The sequence below is a fragment of the Naasia sp. genome (genome assembly GCF_025465545.1).
Classification (GTDB): domain Bacteria; phylum Actinomycetota; class Actinomycetes; order Actinomycetales; family Microbacteriaceae; genus Naasia.
This window is the reverse complement of the sequence record NZ_JAODMK010000016.1, coordinates 103179-120533: the sequence shown is the minus strand read 5'-3', so window position 1 is coordinate 120533 and position 17355 is coordinate 103179. Positions and strand designations below refer to the sequence as shown.

Sequence of the window (17355 nt, the reverse complement as noted above, 5' to 3'; positions counted from 1 at the left end):
GCGAAGCCGATCGGCTCCGCCCAAGATCCCTTGTCTGCGCACACCCGTAGGCGAGAAGCCTGCTGGGGGCGCTGCCGTCGGTTCGGACCCGACGGCCGACCGTCAATGCTACGGACTCGGGGGGCTCGCCGCAACACGCGGCCCCGCTGAGGTGCAGGCGGCGCACAGCCCGAACACGTCGATGACATGGCGCGGCTCGGTGAAGCCGTGCCGCGCGGCGGTCGCAGCGGCCCACTCCTCCACATCGTCCGCCTCCACCTCGACCGTGGTTCCGCAGCTGCGGCAGATGAGGTGGTGATGATGCCGGGGCGAGGCGCAGGCCCGGTAGAGGCTCTCGCCCTCCACCGACTGCAGCGAGTCGGCGTCCCCCTCGACGGCGAGGTCGGCGAGCGCACGGTAGACGGTGGCCAGCCCGATGGGAGAGCCCGCATCGCGCAGGGAGGCGTGCAGCTCCTGGGCGGACACGAAGCCCGCGGACTCGCCGAGGGCGGACCGCACCGCCTGCCGCTGCCAGGTGTTGCGCTTCATCGCGCCCAGTGTAGGCGGGCCCCGCGAGGCCTCCGCCGGGCGCCGACGATGCGGCAGCCGAGGTAGAGAAGGAACGAGATCGTGGTCACGTAGGGGCTGATCGGGATGGATGCGCCCAGCGCGAGCAGGATCCCGCCGACCATCGCCGTGAGGGCGAACAGCACGCTGAGCGAGACGACGACCGGGGGAGAGGACGCCACCCGCATGGCCGCGGCCGCGGGGGTCACCAGCAGCGAGAGCACGAGCAGTGCGCCGAGGATGTGGATCGCGACGGCGGTGGCGAGGCCCAGGAGCAGGAGGAACGCGATGGAGAGCGCCCGGACCGGCACCCCGCGCGCGGCGGCGACGTCCTCGTCCACGCTCGCGAAGAGCAGGGGGCGCCAGAGCACCGCCAGCGCCACCAGGACCACGGCGGAGACGGTGAGCAGCACCACCAGCTCCGGGCTGTCCACCGCCACGATCTGCCCCGTCAGCAGGCCGAACTTGTTCGAGGCGCGCCCCTGGTAGAGGGCGAGGAACAGGATCCCGAGTCCCAGCCCGAACGGCATCACCACCCCGATCACGGAGTTCCGCTCCCGGGCGCGGGTGCCGAGGACCCCGATCAGGAGGGCAGCGAGCAGCGACCCGGCGAGAGACCCCACGACCACGTTCGCACCGAAGAGCAGTGCCGCGGAGGCTCCCGCGAAGGAGAGCTCGCTGATGCCGTGCACGGCGAAGGCGAGGTCACGGTGCATCACGAAGTAGCCGACGAGCCCGCCGACGACGCCGAGCACCGCGCCCGCGAGGATCGAGTTGCGCAGCAGCAGGAGCAGTGCGCCGTAGTCGTCGAAGTTGAAGAGCGTGCCCCAGAGCTGGGCGATCCAGTCGGCCATCAGGGCGATCCCGACTCGGAGGGCGGGCCCACCACGACGATCCTGCCGTGCACGTTCAGCACGTCCACGTGGGTGCCGTAGAGATCGCTGAGCACCTCGGTGCGCAGCACGTCGGTCGGGGGTCCCACGAGGTGCCGCCCGGCCGCCAGGTAGAGGACCTTGTCGACCAGGCCGAGGACCGGGTTGATGTCGTGGGTCACCATGACGACTCCCGCGCTGGTTTCACGGCGGTGACCGTCGATGGCGTCGCTCACCGCCCGCTGATGCGCAAGGTCGAGGGAGAGCAGGGGTTCGTCGCAGAGCAGCAGGCCCGGCGCGGAGACGAGGGCCTGGGAGATCCGGGCGCGCTGCTGCTCGCCGCCCGAGAGCAGGCCGAGAGGGGCGCGGGACCGGTCGAGAAGGCCGGTCCGCTCCAGTGCCGCGTCAATCGCCTGCCGCCGTCCGCGGGACGGCCACCCGGGGCCGAACCGCGTGCCGTCGAGCCCCAGCGCGACGAGGTCCCGAGTGCGCAGCGCGGTGTCCCGGTCGAACAGGCGCTGCTGGGGGATGTACCCGATGTCCTCCCGTCCCCGTGTGATGGGCCGTCCGAGCGCCCGCACCGCCCCGGATGCGAGGGGCTGCTGGCCCAGGACGGCGCGCAGCAGGCTGGACTTGCCCGCGCCGTTCGGTCCGAGGACGGCGAGGAACTCACCCGGCGCCAGGCGCAGGTCCAGGTCGCGCCACAGGACGCGCCCGCCCAGCTCCAGGGTTGCGGCCGACAGCTCGAGCGCCGGGGCGGGGGAGCCCGCGCTTGGTATCACCACGGAAGCTCCGGCATCCTCAGTCGGCTCCGAGCACCGAGGCGACGTGCTCGATGTTGGCGCTCATCCAGTCGAGGTAGGTCAGTCCCGCTGGCAGCGTCTCGGTGAACTCGACCACCGGGAGACCGGCCGCCTCCGCCGCCCCCCGCACCTGCTCGGTCTGAGCGGTCGCGGTCTGCGGGTTGTACGCGAGGAAGGCGAGCCTCCCGCCCCGGACGAGGTGGAGCACAGAGGCGAGCACCTGGGGAGCGACGTCGCCGTCCTCCTCGACAGCCTGCGAGAACTGCGGGGGAGTGCGGTCCTCGAGGCCGAGGTCGGCGAGCAGATGGAGCGGCACCGGCTCCGTGACGAGTACGCCGGAGGCCGGGTCCTCCTCCTCCGACAGCGCGGCGACCCGCCCCTCGAGCTCGGCAAGGCGGGAGTCGAAGGCGAGGAGGTTGTCCCGGTAGAGCTCTGCGCCCGAGGGATCGATGTCGGCAAGCTGCTCCGCCAGCGCGTCGGCGACGCCGCCCATGACGGGCAGGGCGTACCAGAGGTGCTCATTGCCGGCGATGCCTTCCGACTCGGGGTCGAACCCGATCAGTGCGGCCGTGTCGAGCACATCGGTGTCCACCTGGAGCATCGGGTCGAGGAAGGAGTCGTACCCGCCGCCGTTGCGGATCACCACGTCCGCCCGCGAGACGGCGAGGAGGTCCCGCGCCGAGGCCTGGTACTCGTGCGGATCCCTGTCGCCGGAGAGGATCGAGGTGACCCGGATCCGGTCGCCGCCGATCGCGGTGGCCACGGATGCATAGACGTCGGTGGAGGCGACGACCGAGGGGCGGGGGTCGCTCTCAGCGGGTGACGCACCGCAGGCCACCAGCGCCGGCGCCAGGAGCGCGAGGGCGGGGAGCAGGAGGAAGCGCATGCGGCCTTCGGTGCAGGGGGACGGCTCGGACGTGCCGAGGGCGCGAGCCGCGCCGTCCCGACGCTAGCCGTTATTGATAATGGTTGTCAAAGTCGCTCAGTCGAGGAGCAGCGCCGGCTCTTCCATCACGCTCGCCACGTCCGCCACGAACCTGCTGGCCACGTCCCCGTCGACGATCCGGTGATCGAAGCTCGCGCCGATCGTCGTCACGTAGCGGGGGAGCACCTCGCCGTCCACCACCCACGGCTTCTGCCGGATCGCGCCGAGCGCGACGATCGTGACCTCGCCCGGGTTGAGGATCGGGGTCCCCGTGTCCATGCCGAAGCTGCCGATGTTGGTGATGGTGATGGTGCCGTCCGCCATGTCGCTCGGCTGGGTCTTGCCGTCACGGGCGGTGAGGGTGAGATTCTCCAGTGCGGCGGCCAGGGTCAGGAGCGACATGTCCTGCGCGTCCTTGACGTTCGGCACGATCAGGCCGCGAGGCGTCGCCGCCGCGATCCCGAGGTTCACGTAGTGGTGCACGATGATCTCGCGGTCGGTCCAGGTGCTGTTCACCGTGGGGTTGCGCCGGACGGCCCAGATGATCGCCTTGGCCATGATCAGCAGCGGTGAGACCTTGACCCCGGCGAAGTCGGGGGAGGCCTTCAGACGCTTGACGAACTCCATGGTGCGACTGGCATCGACGTCGACGAACAGGCTCACGTGCGGGGCGGTGAACGCGCTGGACACCATCGCGGCCGCGATCGCCTTGCGCACGCCCTTCACGGGGATGCGCTCCTCGCGCGACTCCGGCCACTCCGGGGTCTGGATGTTGCGGAACACGCTGGCCTGGGAGGCGTGCCGGATGACGTCGTCGCGGGTCACCTCGCCGCGGGAGCCGGTCGCGGTGACCGTGCCCAGGTCGACGCCGAGCTCCTTGGCGAACTTGCGGATGGGCGGCTTCGCCACGACCGTGCCGCCGAGCGGGCCGGTCGGTGCGGCGGGCGCCGCGCGGCGGCCGGAGCGGCGGGTGACGGCGTGGCCGCCCGTGCCGTAGCCGACGAGCACGCTGCCGGACTCGAGCTGGGTGTCCTCGTTGCCCTCGGTCACCTGCACCTCGCCGGGCAGTGCCGCCTGGGCCGGGGTGGTGAGCGGGGAGGAGAGCTGTGCACCCTCGGCCGTCACCGTGATGATGGGCGTGCCCACCTCGACGGTGTCGCCCTCGGCCACCAGCAGCTCGCTGACGACGCCCGCGTAGGGGGAGGGGAGCTCGACGAGGGACTTGGCGGTCTCGATCTCCACGATCACCTGGTTGACCTCGACGGTGTCGCCGGGGGCGACCCTCCACGCCACGATCTCGGCCTCGGTGAGGCCCTCGCCCACGTCGGGCAGGTTGAACTTCGCCGTGCTCATCCGCGGCCTCCTAGTAGTTGAGTGCGCGGTCGACCGCATCGAGCACGCGGTCGGCGTCGGGAAGGTAGAGGGATTCGAGCTTGGCGGGCGGGAAGGGCGCGTCGAAGCCCGAGACGCGCAGCACCGGGGCCTCGAGCGCGTAGAACGCCCGCTCCGCGATGGTGGCCGCGATCTCCGAGCCGACGCTCGCGAAGCCGGGCGCCTCCTGCGCGACCACGAGCCGGCCCGTCTTCTCCACGGACTTGAGCAGCGGTCCGTAGTCGACCGGCGACAGCGAGCGGAGGTCGACGACCTCGATGCTCGTGCCCTCGCCTGCCGCGACCTCTGCGGCCTGCAGCAGCACGCTCACCATCGCCCCGTGGCCGACGAGGGTGACGTCGGTGCCCCCGCGCACCACCCGGGTGGTGTGCAGGGGAGCGGCGGACTCGCCCTCATCGACCTCGCCCTTGGGCCAGTAGCGGCTCTTCGGCTCGAAGAACATGACCGGGTCGTCGGAGGCGATGGCCTGCTGGATCATCCAGTAGGCGTCGTTCGGCGTGCTCGGCGAGACGAGGCGCAGGCCCGGGGTGTGCGCGAAGTACGCCTCCGGGCTCTCCTGGTGGTGCTCGACGGCGCCGATGTGACCGCCGTAGGGCACCCGGATCACGATCGGGAACCGGGCAGAGCCCTCGTGCCGGGCCGTGAGCTTGGCCAGCTGAGAGGTGATCTGGTCGAATGCGGGATAGATGAAGCCGTCGAACTGGATCTCGCACACGGGCCGGTAGCCGCGCATGGCGAGGCCGATGGCCGCGCCGACGATGCCGGACTCGCCGAGGGGCGTGTCGAGCACCCGGTCGGTCCCGAACCGGGCCGAGAGGCCTTCCGTCACGCGGAAGACGCCGCCGAGCGGGCCGATGTCCTCGCCCATCAGGATCACCTTGTCGTCGGCGACCATCGCCGCCTCGAGCCCGCGGTTGAGGGCCTTGGCCATCGTCCAGGTCGTCATCGCGCCTCCCCGAAGCCGGCTTCGTAGTCCTGCAGCCACTTCTTCTGCTCACGGGGGACCGGGTGGTCCTCCGCGTACACGTTGTCGAAGATCAGGTCGATGCCGGGCGTGCCCAGGGCGAGCGTGCGCCGCCGGGTGTCCGCTGCGAGGTCGGCGGCCTCCGACTCCACGTCCGCGAAGAAGGCTGCATCCGCCAGCTCCCGCTGCTCGAGGTGGTGGCGGTACCGGGTGATCGGATCGCGCGCCTCCCAGAACTTCAGCTCGTCGGCGCCGCGGTAGCGGGTGGGATCGTCGGAGGTGGTGTGCGCCCCGATCCGGTAGGTCATCGCCTCGATGAAGCCGGGGCCCCGGCCCGCCCGAGCGTCGTCGAGCTGCTTGGCCGTCACGGCGTAGCTCGCGAGCACGTCGTTGCCGTCGATGCGGGTGGAGCGCAGTCCGAACCCGCGGGCCCGGTCCACGAGGGGAGTGCGGGACTGGCGGCTGACCGGCACCGAGATGGCCCAGTGGTTGTTCTGCAGGAAGAACACCTGAGGCGTCGCGTAGCTCGCGGCCCAGATCATCGCCTCGTTGGTGTCGCCCTGCGACGTCGCCCCGTCACCGAAGTAGACCATGACGGCCTCGTCCTTCTCCGGATCGCCGGTGGGCGCTCCGTCGAGGGCGATGCCCATGGCGTAGCCGGTGGCGTGCAGCGTCTGCGAGCCGATCACGAGGGTGTAGAGGTGGAAGTTGCCGTGCTCCGCCGGCACCCAGCCACCGTGCGTGAGGCCGCGCAGCATCCGCACGATGTCGATCAGGTCGACGCCGCGGATCTTCGCGACCGCGTGCTCGCGGTACGCCGGGAAGATCGAGTCCTGCGGCCGGGCGGCATGGCCGGAGCCGACCTGGGCGGCCTCCTGGCCGTGGCTCGGCACCCAGAGCGCGAGCTGACCCTGCCGCTGCAGGTGACCCACCTCGGCATCGAAGCGCCGGATGACCGCCATGTCTCGATAGAAGGTGCGCAGGCGGTCCTCGTCGAGTCGATCCAGGTACGGCAGGAACTCCTCGGCGGCCGCGTTCGGTTCGAAGCGTCCCTCGGGGGAGATCATCTGCACGGAGACCGCATCGTGCTGGGGGGCGTCGGCCACGCTCACACTCCGATCGTGTTTCGTCCTCGCGCCGCGCGGGCGGCAGGCGCGCAGGAAGCGAGGTCAGGGGTCGGCACCGGCCCTAATCTATCCGCCTCGCGGCGGGCCCTCGGGGAGGATGCGCACAATCTCGGCGGCGGCGGTTAGGAGCTTAGCCACCGAGCCTTCCTCACCGATGGAGACGCGGATGCCCTCGCCCGGGAACGCGCGGGCGCTGATGCCCGCCTCATGGAGCACGTCGGCTGCGTCGCCGGTCCGGTCGCCGAGCGCCAGCCAGACGAAGTTGCCCTCCGAGCGGGGGACGACGAGGCCCAGCTTGCCGAGCCCCTCCTGCACGGCGGTTCGCCGCAGCACGATCTGCTCGACGCGCGCGATCGCCTCCTCCTCGGCGTCCAGCGCGGCGACCGCCGCGACCTGTGCCGCCGCGGTGATGGAGAGTGGTATCGCCGTCGCCCGGGCCGCGTCGAGCACCGATGCGGCGCCGATCGCATAGCCGACCCGCAGCCCGGCCAGGCCCCACGCCTTCGAGAAGGTGCGCAGCACCACGAGGTTCGGAGAACGGCCGATCAGCGTGCGGCCGTCCACGGCGGCGGGATCCCGGACGAACTCGGTGTACGCCTCGTCGAGCAGCACGAGCACGTCGGAGGGCACGGCGGCGAGGAATGCGTCGAGCTCGGCGGCGGTCACGACGGTGCCGGTCGGATTGTTGGGCGAGCAGACCAGCACGGCGCGCGTGCGCGGGCCGATCGCCGCAGCCATGGCAGGCAGATCGTGCCTCCCGTCGGGAAGGAGCGGGATCTGCCTGCTTGTGGCGCCCGTCACCGTGACGAGGCCGGGGTAGGCCTCGAACGAGCGCCAGGCGTACACGACCTCGTCGGCCGGACCGGCTGCCGCCTGGAGGAACTGGGCGAGCAGGGCCACCGAGCCCGCGCCGACGTGCACCTCGTCGAGGTCGACGCCGAACCGCTCGGCGAGGCGCTGCCGGAGCTCCACCGAGGCGCCGTCGGGGTAGCGGTTGAGGTCGTTCGCCGCCGCCGCCGCCGCCGCCAGCACGCCCGGCAGCGGCGGGAACGGGTTCTCGTTGGAGGAGAGCTTGTAGCCGTCGGCGGCCGCAGGGCGCCCCTGCTTGTACGCCGGAAGCGCGACGATCTCGGGGCGCAGCCGCACGGGCGGAGGAGGAGGCTCGGTCACGGGCACCCATCCTATTTCGCGGCCTCGATGCCATAGTTGGGGGATGCGCAGGTTCGTCGTGTCCGCCGTCGGCAACGCCGTCGCCCTCTGGCTCACGACCCTGATCGTCGCCGGCATCGGGGTCACCTCCTACGAGGTGGGCGACGTCACGGCGACGGTGCTGACCTACCTGCTGCTCGGCCTGCTGTTCGGCATCGTCAACGGCGTCATCGGCACCGCGATCAGGATCGTCGCGTTCCCGCTCTACATCCTCACCCTCGGCCTGATCTCCCTCGTCGTCAACGGCCTGCTGTTCCTCCTCGTCGGCCTGATCAGCGACCTGCTCGGCTTCGGGCTCAAGGTGGACGGCTTCTGGTGGGGCGTCCTCGCCGCGCTGGTGATGGCGATCTTCAACTGGATCATCGGACTGGTGCTGCGGCCGCTGGCCGGCGGCCGTCGCCGCTGACCCGCTCCGCACGCCACCGGCTCGACTCGCCCCTTCCCGCCGGCAGGAATGCCAGGATCCGCTGCCGCACGGCCGCGACCCGCCCCTCCTCGCAGTGGTCGACGAGTCCCGCGGTGACCCGGTACTGCGCGAGCGAGTGCGCCGGCACCGCCGCGCCCGCGATCGGCGGTCGCCCGTCGAAGGCGGAGCGGGAGACCGTGACCTGAGCCGAGGGGCGGGGGCGCGCGTTCGGCACGCCGCTCAGTGCCGGCACCAGGTCGTCGCTGTGCTCGAGCGCCAGCACCGGGAGCTCCGCCGGAACGTCGATGGACGCTCCGGGCGAGCCGACCGTGACGATCCCGGCCACCGCGAAGCGCGGGTCGCTCGCCAGGCGGGATGCCAGGAGCCCGCCCTGCGAGTAGCCGACGAGCAGCACTCCGTCATCGGGCCCGATGCCGGCGGCGGCCATCGCGTCGGCTGCGGCCTGCGCAGAGTCGGCCCGGCTTCCCGCGATGCCGGCGAGGTCGGAGGAGAGGTCCCACGGGTCTGCCGCGGCGCCGAGTCCCACCTCGACGGTGCCGCCCAGGTAGACCACGTAACGGTCTCCCTGCTGCGACGGATAGCGCTCGATCCGGACCTGCGGCTGGTCCTTTCCGCCGCCGGGGATGCGGCGAACGAGGTCGGCGACGGAGGACGGCGGCTCGGTGGAGCGGGTGTCGACCCGACGGACGGCCGCCGCGCTCGGGGACAGCACTCCGGTCGCCTGCAGGCCGAGCAGCAGACCCTGTGCCGTCTCCTCCCGGCCGAACAGTCCCGTCATCCGGTCGTCGGCGAGCTGCGACGGAAGCCACGGCACATGCAGTGCGCCCCGTGCGGCGTCGTCGGCACCATCCACCGCCAGCCGGACCAGGTTCACGATCCGGGGGTCGGAGAGGAGGACCCCACGGTTGGCCTGCCAGACCTCCCTGCTCGTCGCGACCAGCACTCCTCCGGCCAGCACCGACCCGACCAGCACCGCCGGGGGCAGAGCGGCCACGATCGCGGGGCCCAGCAGGCCGGCCCAGTAGCCTCCCTGCCCCACGGCGGTCGCTGCGGCGGAGGTCGCGACCTGTTCGACGAGGGAGTACGCGTCCGCCGCGCTCGCGAGCCGCACGCCGAGCTCCTCCAGCCGGGTGGCCAGCTCGCCGATCCTGCCGGCGACCCTGAGGAGGTCCACGGCTCGCTGCCCATCCGGGAACCAGGCGAGGGCGCGGGCACGCTGCTCCAGCTCGGCGAGTGCGGCGGAGACCGCCCGGCAGGTCGTGACCGCCATGAACAGGTCCTCCGTGGCGACGGTGATGGTGCCGCCGCCCGAGACGACGAGCTCATCGCTCATCGGCCAAGGCACGAAGGGACGCCGTGAGCGCGAGGATCTCCTCGACCGCGGCGTCGACTGCGGACCGGAACACGTCCGCGGCAGGCGAGCGCCAGGAGCAGTCGGCCGCGGAGTGCAGCCGCGGCACCAGAGTGAGCAGGTCGGCCGCGAGTCCCTCGACGGCCGCGCAGAGCGGGCCGGGAAGAGGATCGGATCGCATCGACGGATCCTCCCTGCCCCGGCCAGATGGGGGCGGGGCAGAGAGCGTTCGGTGTGCCGTTCGGGCTCGCACCGGAGTGGGGAGGGGAACCGCGGCGGGGTCCCGGCGGGGAACCGGCGCGGGAACCGGCCAGAATAGGAGTCGTCCCGCCGTCCGAGGCGCCGGAGCACCGATCGGAGAACCTGCATGTCCCTGCCCCTCCAGCCGCTCAGCCCCCTCGACGGCCGCTACAGCGCCGCGGTGGGGGAACTGGGGGAGCACCTCTCCGAGGCCGGCCTCAACCGGGCGCGCATCAGGGTGGAGGTCGAGTGGCTGCTCCTCCTGACCGGCGAGGGCATGTTCGGCACGGCGCCTGTGTCCGCGGACTCCGCGGCGGCGCTCCGCCGCACCGTCGACGACTTCGGCGTGGAGGAGATCGCGGAGCTGGCCGAGCTCGAGGCGACGACGCGGCACGACGTGAAGGCGGTGGAGTACTTCGTCCGCCGCCGGCTGGATCGGCTGGGCCTCGGCGCGCTGGCCGAGCTCACCCACTTCGCCGCGACCAGCGAGGACATCAACAACCTCTCCTACGCGCTCACCGTGCGCGACGCGGTCACCCTGGTGTGGCGCCCGCGCCTGCTGGAGGTGGTGGATGCGCTCCGCGAGCTCGCCCTCCGTCATCGTGCGGTGCCCATGCTCGCCCGCACGCACGGCCAGCCGGCCACGCCCACCACGATGGGCCGCGAACTGGCGGTGTTCGTCGCGCGACTGGACCGGCTGGTCGCGAAGCTCGACTCCGCCGAGTACCTCGGCAAGTTCAACGGAGCGACGGGGACGTACGCCGCCCACCTCGCCGCGGGCCCGGATGTCGACTGGCAGCGCGTGTCCCGCGAGTTCGTCTCCTCCCTCGGCCTCGAGTGGAACCCGCTCACCACCCAGATCGAGCCGCACGACTGGCAGGCGGAGCTCTACGACCTCGTCGTGCACATCGGCCGAGTTCTCCACAACCTGTGCACGGACGTGTGGACTTATATCTCGATGGGCTACTTCCGCCAGATCCCGGTGGCGGGAGCGACGGGATCGTCGACGATGCCGCACAAGGTGAATCCCATCCGGTTCGAGAACGCCGAGGCGAACCTGGAGCTGTCCGCGGCGGTGCTCGGCTCACTCTCGGCCAGCCTGGTCACGACGCGACTGCAGCGCGACCTGACCGACTCGACCAGTCAGCGCAACATCGGCGTCGGTCTCGGCCACTCGCTCCTCGCGCTCGACAACATCCGTCGCGGCCTCGGCGAGATCTCGCTCGACGAGGAGCGGCTCGCCACCGACCTCGACGGCAACTGGGAGGTCCTCGCCGAGGCGGTGCAGACCGTGATCCGCGCGGAGGTCGCGGGCGGGCGCAGTTCGATCACGAACCCCTACGAGCTGCTCAAGGAGCTCACCCGCGGCCGCCGGCTCGGCCCCGACGCACTCCGGGAGTTCGTCGAGGGCCTCGACCTTCCCGCGGCGGCGAAGGCGCGGCTGATCGCACTCTCGCCGGCCGGCTACACCGGTCTCGCCGACGAGCTGGTTGGGCTCATCGCCCGCTGACCGGCCGTTCTGCCCGAGCGGTCAGTCCTTGCGGCGGCCGGAGTCGGACGGCGCCGCGGGTGGATCCGAGGGCGCGCCGGTCGAGGTCGGCCCGGTGACGAGCGCGAGCATCGCCAGCACCACGAGCGCGACGATGAAGGCGATTCCGAAGAAGATGACGGCGAGCGCGAAGTCGCGCGCCGTGACGAGCACGACGATGCCGGTGAAGAGGGCCACCCCGAAGGAGAGGCCGACGAGCTCCGCGGGGCGGAAGCGCTCCCGGCGGCTGGGCTGGGCGTTCACGCCGATGGGACCTTCCGTGCTGGAGCTGTGCTGCCGTCCCACTTGAGGGACAGGCCCGCGATCAGGAGGAACACCGCGACGACCGCCCCGTAGGCGCCGAGGAGTCCGACCCAGACCACGGGACCGGCCGGAACGAAGGCGAGGAGTGCGGCCAGGAGCACCGTGGCACCCCCGACGGTGACCGCGTCGCGGCCCGCGGGACCCGATCGGATGCCAGCGGCGACCTCGATGCCTCCGAGAACGGCGGCCGACACGGCGATCAGGGGCACCAGCACGCTCAGCGCCGCTCCGGGCGCGGCGATCACCACGGCACCGGCGGCGACGCCCGATGCGAGACCGACGATGCCGGATGCGAGCCCCAGCGCCGCTGCCGAGTCGGAACCACGGGCCTCGGAGCTGCGCGGCACGGCATGGAGGACCATGAGGCCCTGGAGCAGCGCGTAGGAACCCCAGATCCCCAGTCCGAAGGCAGGCGTGTGATCGGCGGAGAAGGTGATCACGAGCGCCAGGATCCCGGCCAGCAGCCCACGGAGGACCGGAAGGGTCCAGTCGCGCAACCGCTCACGGGGGAGCTCGCGCGTCATGTTGCCTCCGGTCGGAGCCGCCCGATCCGGCGACCTGTCCAGCCTACGCCACCCCGCTGGAGGGCCCGCCTCAGTGCCCGGGCGGGAGGTCGACGAAGCGCGAGTAGTGCCCGTGGAATCCGACGGTGATGGTGCGGGTGGGGCCGTTGCGGTGCTTGGCGACGATCAGGTCCGCCTCGCCGGCCCGGGGGCTGTCCTTGTCGTACGCGCTCTCGCGGTGCAGGAGGATCACCATGTCGGCGTCCTGCTCGATCGAGCCGGACTCGCGCAGGTCCGAGATGGCCGGCATCTTGTCCGAGCGCTGCTCCGCTCCACGGTTCAGCTGGGACAGTGCGATGACGGGCACCTGCAGCTCCTTGGCGAGGAGCTTGAGGGCACGCGAGAACTCCGACACCTCCTGCTGGCGGGACTCCACGCGCTTGCCGGAGGTCATCAGCTGCAGATAGTCGATGACGACGAGCTTGAGCCCGACCTTCTGCTTGAGCCTGCGGCACTTGGCGCGGATCTCCACGAGGGTCATGTTGGGGCTGTCGTCGATGTAGAGGGGCGCATCGTTGATGCGGCCCCGGGTCTGCGCGAGCTTCGTCCAGTCGTCGGACTGCAGCGTGCCCTTGCGCATGTGCTGCAGCGGGATGGCCGCCTCGGCGGACATCAGGCGCATGGCGATCTCGCTGCGCCCCATCTCCAGCGAGAAGAACACCGACGGCATGTTGTGCTTCACCGACGCGGCGCGGGCGAAGTCGAGCGCGAGGGTCGACTTCCCCATCGCGGGGCGGGCGGCGACCACGATCATCTGTCCCGGGTGCAGTCCGTTCGTGAGGTCGTCGAGCTCGGCGAATCCGGTGGGCACTCCGGTCATCGACCCGTCGCGGTGCTGGGCGGCCTCGATCTCGTCGATCGCCGCCGTGACCGCGTCGGTGAGCGGCACGTAGTCCTCTGCCTCGCTCTCGCGGGTGATGCCGTAGATCTCCGCCTGCGCGTTGTTGACCAGGTCGGTCACCTCGCCCTCGGCCGCGTAGCCCATCTGCACGATTCGGGTGCCCGCCTCGACAAGCCTGCGGAGGATGGCGCGCTCCGCCACGATCTCGGCATAGAAGCCGGCGTTGGCCGCGGTGGGGACGATGCTGGTGAGGGTGTGCAGGTAGTCCGCCCCACCGGCCCGCGAGAGATCGCCTGCCTTGGTGAGCTCGTCCGTGACGGTGATCACATCGGTGGGCTGACCGTGCGCGTAGAGGCTGAGGATCGCGTCGAAGATCACCTCGTGCTTCGGCACGTAGAAGTCGACGCCCTTGCAGGCCTCGAGCACGTCGGCGACGGCGTCCTTGCTGAGCAGCATCCCGCCGATGGCGCTCTGCTCGGCAAGCAGGTCATGGGGCGGGGTCCGGGCGGCGCGCGAGTCACCAGTGATCTCGCCCGCGATCCCCAGATGAGCGATGGACATGCGTGCCTCCCCGAACCCCGTGCCGCCCTGCGGCTCTCCCATTCCAGTGCCTACCCCTGACACCGGCGACCACCGAGGATTCCCCTGCCCGGCGACGCCTGACGTTACCCCGGCCGGAGTTTTACCCGTTGTGCAAAACTCTGTGGAGAAGATGCGGGAAAGCCGGAATCCCGTGTGCACTTCCTGTGCGGTCGAGGAGTCGACACGCCGCGCCCTGCACGGCCGATACCGATGCGATCAGGGGTTTCTCGCAGAGCACCTCGAACTGGGGAGAACTGCCCTCAACCACTGGTCGAGAGTTGACATGCGGCGCAGAACCGTCCGGAAACGACGAAGGCGGCACGGGATCGCTCCCGCACCGCCTTCGCCTGATCGTTGCTGCTACTTGGCCGCGACCACCGTCAGGGTGATCGTCGCCGCGACGTCGTCGCGCAGACGCACGGTCGCCTCGTGCGACCCGACGGAGCGGATGGCAGAGGAGATCTCGACCTTCCGCTTGTCGATGGCACCGAGGCCCGCGGCGGCGACGGCGTCCGCGATGTCCGACGTGCTGACCGAGCCGAACAGGCGTCCGCCCTGGCCGGCCTTGACCTGCAGGGTGACGGGCGTCTGCTCGAGACGCTGCTTGAGGTGCTGCGCCTCCTCGAGCGTGGCCAGCTCGCGGGCGGAGCGGGCAGCCTTGATGGACTGCACCTGCTTCTCGCCACCACGGGTCCACGCCACGGCGAAGCCGGACGGGATCAGGTAGTTGCGGGCGTAGCCCGGCTTGACGTCGATGACGTCGCCGGGAGCGCCGAGGCCGGAGACCTCGGACGTGAGGATGAGCTTCGACATCGTGCCTCCTAGCGGCCGGAGCCCGCGTACGGGAGCAGGGCCATCTCGCGGGCGTTCTTGACTGCCCGCGCGATCAGGCGCTGCTCCTGCACCGAGACACCGGTGATGCGGCGGGCGCGGATCTTGCCGCGCTCCGAGATGAACTTGCGGAGCGTCGCGACATCCTTGTAGTCGATGACGCCGACGCGGATGGCCTTTGCGGGGGCGACAGGCTTGCCGCCCTTGACGCGAGGCTTGCGGCGATCGCCGCTGGACTTTCCAGCCATGCGTTGGTCCTAACTGTGAAGAGGGAAGAGGAGGAGGGGGAGAACCCGGATCAGAACGGGGTCTCGTCGTCGTAGGAGCCGGGCGTGTTCCACACGTCCCCGCCGCCTGCCGCAGGAGCGCTGGGTGCCCACGGCTGGTCGCCGCCACCCCCGCCGCCCTGGGAGACACCGCGTCCGCCGCCGCCACCGGCACCGCCGGCGCGCTCTCCACTCGACGAGCGAGTGACCTGCGCGGTCGCATAGCGGAGCGAGGGACCGATCTCATCGACCTCGAGCTCGATTGAGGTGCGCTTCTCGCCCTCCTTCGTCTCGTACGACCGCTGCTTCAGCCGGCCCGTCGCCACGACGCGAGACCCCTTGGTGAGGGATCCCGCCACGTGCTCGGCGAACTCGCGCCAGACGGACGCCCGGAGGAACAGCGCTTCGCCGTCCTTCCAGTCGTTGCTCGCCCGGTCGAAGGACCGGGGCGTCGACGCGATGGTGAAGTTGGCGACCGCCAGACCGCCCTGGGTGTAGCGCAGCTCCGGGTCCGCCGTGAGGTTGCCGACCACCGTGATGATGGTCTCGCCGGCCACGGCTCAGCGACCTGTCGCTGCGGGTGCCGGCGCTGCGGCTGCCGTGGCTGCTGCGGCCTGCTCGGCCTCGGCGCGAGCCACGGCCTCCTCGGCGCGGAGCACCTTGGTGCGCAGGACCGCCTCGGAGAGACCGAGCTGCCGGTCGAGCTCCTTCGCGGCCTCGGAGGTCGACGTGAGATTCACGACGGCGTAGATGCCCTCGGTCTTCTTGTTGATCTCGTAGGCGAGGCGACGACGGCCCCAGATGTCGACGTTGTCGATCGTCCCACCCGCATTGCGGATGACGCCGAGAAACTTGTCGAGGCTCGGGGCTACCGTGCGCTCGTCGATCTCGGGGTCGAGGATGACCATGAGTTCGTACTTGTGCGTCACTGACCCACCTCCTTCGGACTAGAACGGCTGCAGGACTTCTGCAGCAGGAGGGTGTGTGCACGTCCGGTCACGCCGGACAACCGCAACAGCTTAGCCGTCGCGACGACGCTGCGGCAAGGCGTCCTTCGCGCTCTCCCACCAGCTGAGCAGGCGGGCAGTGGCCTCGTCCTGCCCGAGCGGCCCCTCGTCGAGCCGGAGCTCGAGGAGATGCCGGTAGGCGATCCCCACGGCCGGGCCGGGGGGGACGCCGAGGATCGCCATGATCTGCTCGCCGTCGAGGTCGGGTCGCACCGCGGCGAGCTCCTCCTGCTCCGCCAGCACCGCGATCCTCGCCTCGAGGTCGTCGTAGGCCTTCGCCAGTCGCTCCGCCTTTCGGCGGTTCCGGGTCGTCACGTCGGCGCGGGTGAGGATGTGCAGCTCCTCCAGGAAGCCGTCGGCGTCGCGCACGTACCGCCGCACCGCGGAGTCGGTCCACACGCCCTCGGTGTAGCCGAAGAAGCGCTGGTGCAGCTCGATCAGATGCGCGACTCCGGCGATGGTGTCGTTGTCGAACCGGAGGGCCCTCAGCCGCTTCCGGGCGAGCTTCGCGCCCACCGCGTCGTGATGGTGGAACGTGACCGTCCCGCCCGGCTCGAACCTGCGCGTAGCCGGCTTGCCGATGTCGTGCAGCAGCGCGGCCACCCGGAGGATCAGGTCGGGCTGCCGCTTCCGCTCCTCCTCGAGCCCGATCGTCTGGTCGAGCACCGTGAGCGAGTGCTGGTAGACGTCCTTGTGCCGGTGCTCCGTGTCCACCGTGAGCCGGAGCGCGGGCAGCTCGGGGAGGATCAGGTCCGCGATGCCCGTCTCGACGAGCAGCTCAAGCGCAGGGCGCGGATTCGGCGCGAGGATCAGGCGGGCGAGCTCCTCCCGCATCCGCTCCGCCGACACGATGTCGAGCCGGCCGGCGAGCTCGGTCATGGCCCGGCGGGCGTCGCCGTCCAGCTCGAACCCGAGCTGCGCCGTGAAGCGCGCGGCCCGGAGCATGCGCAGCGGGTCATCGGAGAAGGAGATCTCCGGAGCCTGCGGGGTGCGCAGACGGCGGGCGACGAGGTCCGCGATCCCTCCCGTCGGATCGACGAGCACACGGGCAGGAAGCCGCAGCGCCATGGCGTTCACGGTGAAGTCGCGGCGGACCAGGTCCTCCTCGAGCGTGGAGCCGAAGCGCACCTCCGGCTTGCGGGAGTCGGTGCTGTACGCGTCAGAGCGGTAGGTGGTGATCTCCACCTTCTCGCCGGCGATCCGCGCGCCGATCGTACCGAAGGCCCGTCCCACGTCCCAGTGCGCGGAGGCGATCGGCCGCACGATCTGGAGGATCCGATCGGGGTCCGCGTCCGTGGTGAAGTCGAGGTCCAGGGCGGTACGGGACAGGAAAGCGTCGCGCACGGGGCCGCCGACGAGCGCCAGCTCTGCCCCGGCCGCCTCGAAGGCGGCGGCGAGCCGGGCGACGGGTGCCGAGGCGGCGATCGCGCCGAGGCGATCGAGGGCCGCCGCCGCGCTGTCCATGGTCGTCCATGCTAGTTGCGCCGCCCGACCGAGCGGGCTCCAGGGGCGACGCGGCGCCACGCCGTAGACTCGCGCCATGGGAACCCGGAGGTC

20 protein-coding genes are annotated in these 17355 nt (G+C 71.2%); 2 read left to right on the top strand and 18 right to left on the bottom strand.

Annotated features, from left to right (window positions below; genetic code table 11):
* Positions 1–108: 108 nt before the first annotated feature.
* From JWR33_RS05295 to JWR33_RS05260, 8 genes are all read right to left on the bottom strand, one after another.
* Positions 109–528: a transcriptional repressor gene (locus JWR33_RS05295; protein ID WP_297410039.1), complete on the bottom strand. Its 420-nt coding sequence runs from the start codon at positions 526–528 to the stop codon at positions 109–111.
* Positions 525–1400 carry a metal ABC transporter permease gene (locus JWR33_RS05290; RefSeq protein WP_297410037.1) on the bottom strand — a complete coding sequence of 292 codons (876 nt, stop codon included), beginning with the start codon at positions 1398–1400 and terminating at the stop codon, positions 525–527. The genes JWR33_RS05295 and JWR33_RS05290 overlap by 4 nt, the downstream gene beginning before the upstream one ends.
* Positions 1400–2203, bottom strand: coding sequence for an ATP-binding cassette domain-containing protein (locus JWR33_RS05285; protein ID WP_366073748.1), 804 nt, complete (start codon positions 2201–2203; stop codon positions 1400–1402). The genes JWR33_RS05290 and JWR33_RS05285 overlap by 1 nt, the downstream gene beginning before the upstream one ends.
* Positions 2204–2219: 16 nt before the next feature.
* The gene (locus JWR33_RS05280; RefSeq protein ID WP_297410036.1) at positions 2220–3107 is read right to left on the bottom strand and encodes a zinc ABC transporter substrate-binding protein; all 888 of its coding nucleotides are present in this window, start codon (positions 3105–3107) and stop codon (positions 2220–2222) included.
* A 96-nt stretch (positions 3108–3203) separates the two neighbouring features.
* A complete protein-coding gene (locus JWR33_RS05275) occupies positions 3204–4499 on the bottom strand; it encodes a dihydrolipoamide acetyltransferase family protein (protein ID WP_297410035.1) in 1296 nt (431 codons plus the stop codon).
* A gap of 10 nt (positions 4500–4509) precedes the next feature.
* On the bottom strand, positions 4510–5484 hold the full coding sequence (locus JWR33_RS05270) for an alpha-ketoacid dehydrogenase subunit beta (RefSeq protein ID WP_297410033.1): 975 nt from the start codon (positions 5482–5484) through the stop codon (positions 4510–4512).
* Positions 5481–6569, bottom strand: a complete 1089-nt coding sequence (locus JWR33_RS05265; RefSeq protein ID WP_297410116.1) for a thiamine pyrophosphate-dependent enzyme — start codon at positions 6567–6569, stop codon at positions 5481–5483. Before JWR33_RS05265 ends, JWR33_RS05270 begins: the two co-directional genes overlap by 4 nt.
* 126 nt (positions 6570–6695) lie before the next feature.
* Positions 6696–7799, bottom strand: coding sequence for a histidinol-phosphate transaminase (locus tag JWR33_RS05260; protein ID WP_297410031.1), 1104 nt, complete (start codon positions 7797–7799; stop codon positions 6696–6698).
* A 43-nt stretch (positions 7800–7842) separates the two neighbouring features.
* On the opposite strand from JWR33_RS05260, the gene JWR33_RS05255 reads away from it, so the two are divergent.
* Entirely contained in the window at positions 7843–8244 is a 402-nt protein-coding gene (locus tag JWR33_RS05255) for a phage holin family protein (protein WP_297410030.1), read from the top strand.
* On the opposite strand, the gene JWR33_RS05250 is transcribed toward JWR33_RS05255, so the two are convergent.
* A complete protein-coding gene (locus JWR33_RS05250; protein WP_297410029.1) occupies positions 8198–9598 on the bottom strand; it encodes an alpha/beta hydrolase in 1401 nt (466 codons plus the stop codon). The two genes, JWR33_RS05255 and JWR33_RS05250, sit on opposite strands and share 47 nt — an antisense overlap.
* The gene (locus tag JWR33_RS05245) at positions 9588–9797 is read right to left on the bottom strand and encodes a hypothetical protein (RefSeq protein WP_297410028.1); all 210 of its coding nucleotides are present in this window, start codon (positions 9795–9797) and stop codon (positions 9588–9590) included. The genes JWR33_RS05250 and JWR33_RS05245 overlap by 11 nt, the downstream gene beginning before the upstream one ends.
* Positions 9798–9983: 186 nt before the next feature.
* Between JWR33_RS05245 and purB the strand changes: the two genes are divergently transcribed.
* Positions 9984–11366 (top strand): adenylosuccinate lyase, encoded by a 1383-nt coding sequence (purB, locus tag JWR33_RS05240; protein WP_297410027.1) that lies wholly within the window; start codon positions 9984–9986, stop codon positions 11364–11366.
* A gap of 21 nt (positions 11367–11387) precedes the next feature.
* On the opposite strand, the gene JWR33_RS05235 is transcribed toward purB, so the two are convergent.
* The 8 genes from JWR33_RS05235 to JWR33_RS05200 all read right to left on the bottom strand — a co-directional run bounded on the left by JWR33_RS05235 (position 11388) and on the right by JWR33_RS05200 (position 17262).
* Positions 11388–11648: a hypothetical protein gene (locus JWR33_RS05235; protein ID WP_297410026.1), complete on the bottom strand. Its 261-nt coding sequence runs from the start codon at positions 11646–11648 to the stop codon at positions 11388–11390.
* Positions 11645–12232 (bottom strand): hypothetical protein, encoded by a 588-nt coding sequence (locus tag JWR33_RS05230; protein WP_297410025.1) that lies wholly within the window; start codon positions 12230–12232, stop codon positions 11645–11647. The genes JWR33_RS05235 and JWR33_RS05230 overlap by 4 nt, the downstream gene beginning before the upstream one ends.
* 70 nt (positions 12233–12302) lie before the next feature.
* Entirely contained in the window at positions 12303–13673 is a 1371-nt protein-coding gene (gene dnaB, locus JWR33_RS05225; RefSeq protein WP_297410023.1) for a replicative DNA helicase, read from the bottom strand.
* A gap of 381 nt (positions 13674–14054) precedes the next feature.
* On the bottom strand, positions 14055–14507 hold the full coding sequence (gene rplI, locus JWR33_RS05220; RefSeq protein WP_297410022.1) for a 50S ribosomal protein L9: 453 nt from the start codon (positions 14505–14507) through the stop codon (positions 14055–14057).
* A gap of 8 nt (positions 14508–14515) precedes the next feature.
* The gene (gene rpsR, locus JWR33_RS05215; protein WP_297410021.1) at positions 14516–14773 is read right to left on the bottom strand and encodes a 30S ribosomal protein S18; all 258 of its coding nucleotides are present in this window, start codon (positions 14771–14773) and stop codon (positions 14516–14518) included.
* A gap of 50 nt (positions 14774–14823) precedes the next feature.
* The gene (locus JWR33_RS05210) at positions 14824–15348 is read right to left on the bottom strand and encodes a single-stranded DNA-binding protein (RefSeq protein ID WP_297410020.1); all 525 of its coding nucleotides are present in this window, start codon (positions 15346–15348) and stop codon (positions 14824–14826) included.
* 3 nt (positions 15349–15351) lie between these two features.
* Entirely contained in the window at positions 15352–15699 is a 348-nt protein-coding gene (gene rpsF / locus JWR33_RS05205) for a 30S ribosomal protein S6 (RefSeq protein WP_297410114.1), read from the bottom strand.
* Positions 15700–15810: 111 nt separating this feature from the next.
* Entirely contained in the window at positions 15811–17262 is a 1452-nt protein-coding gene (locus JWR33_RS05200; protein ID WP_297410019.1) for a CCA tRNA nucleotidyltransferase, read from the bottom strand.
* Positions 17263–17355: the final 93 nt, after the last annotated feature.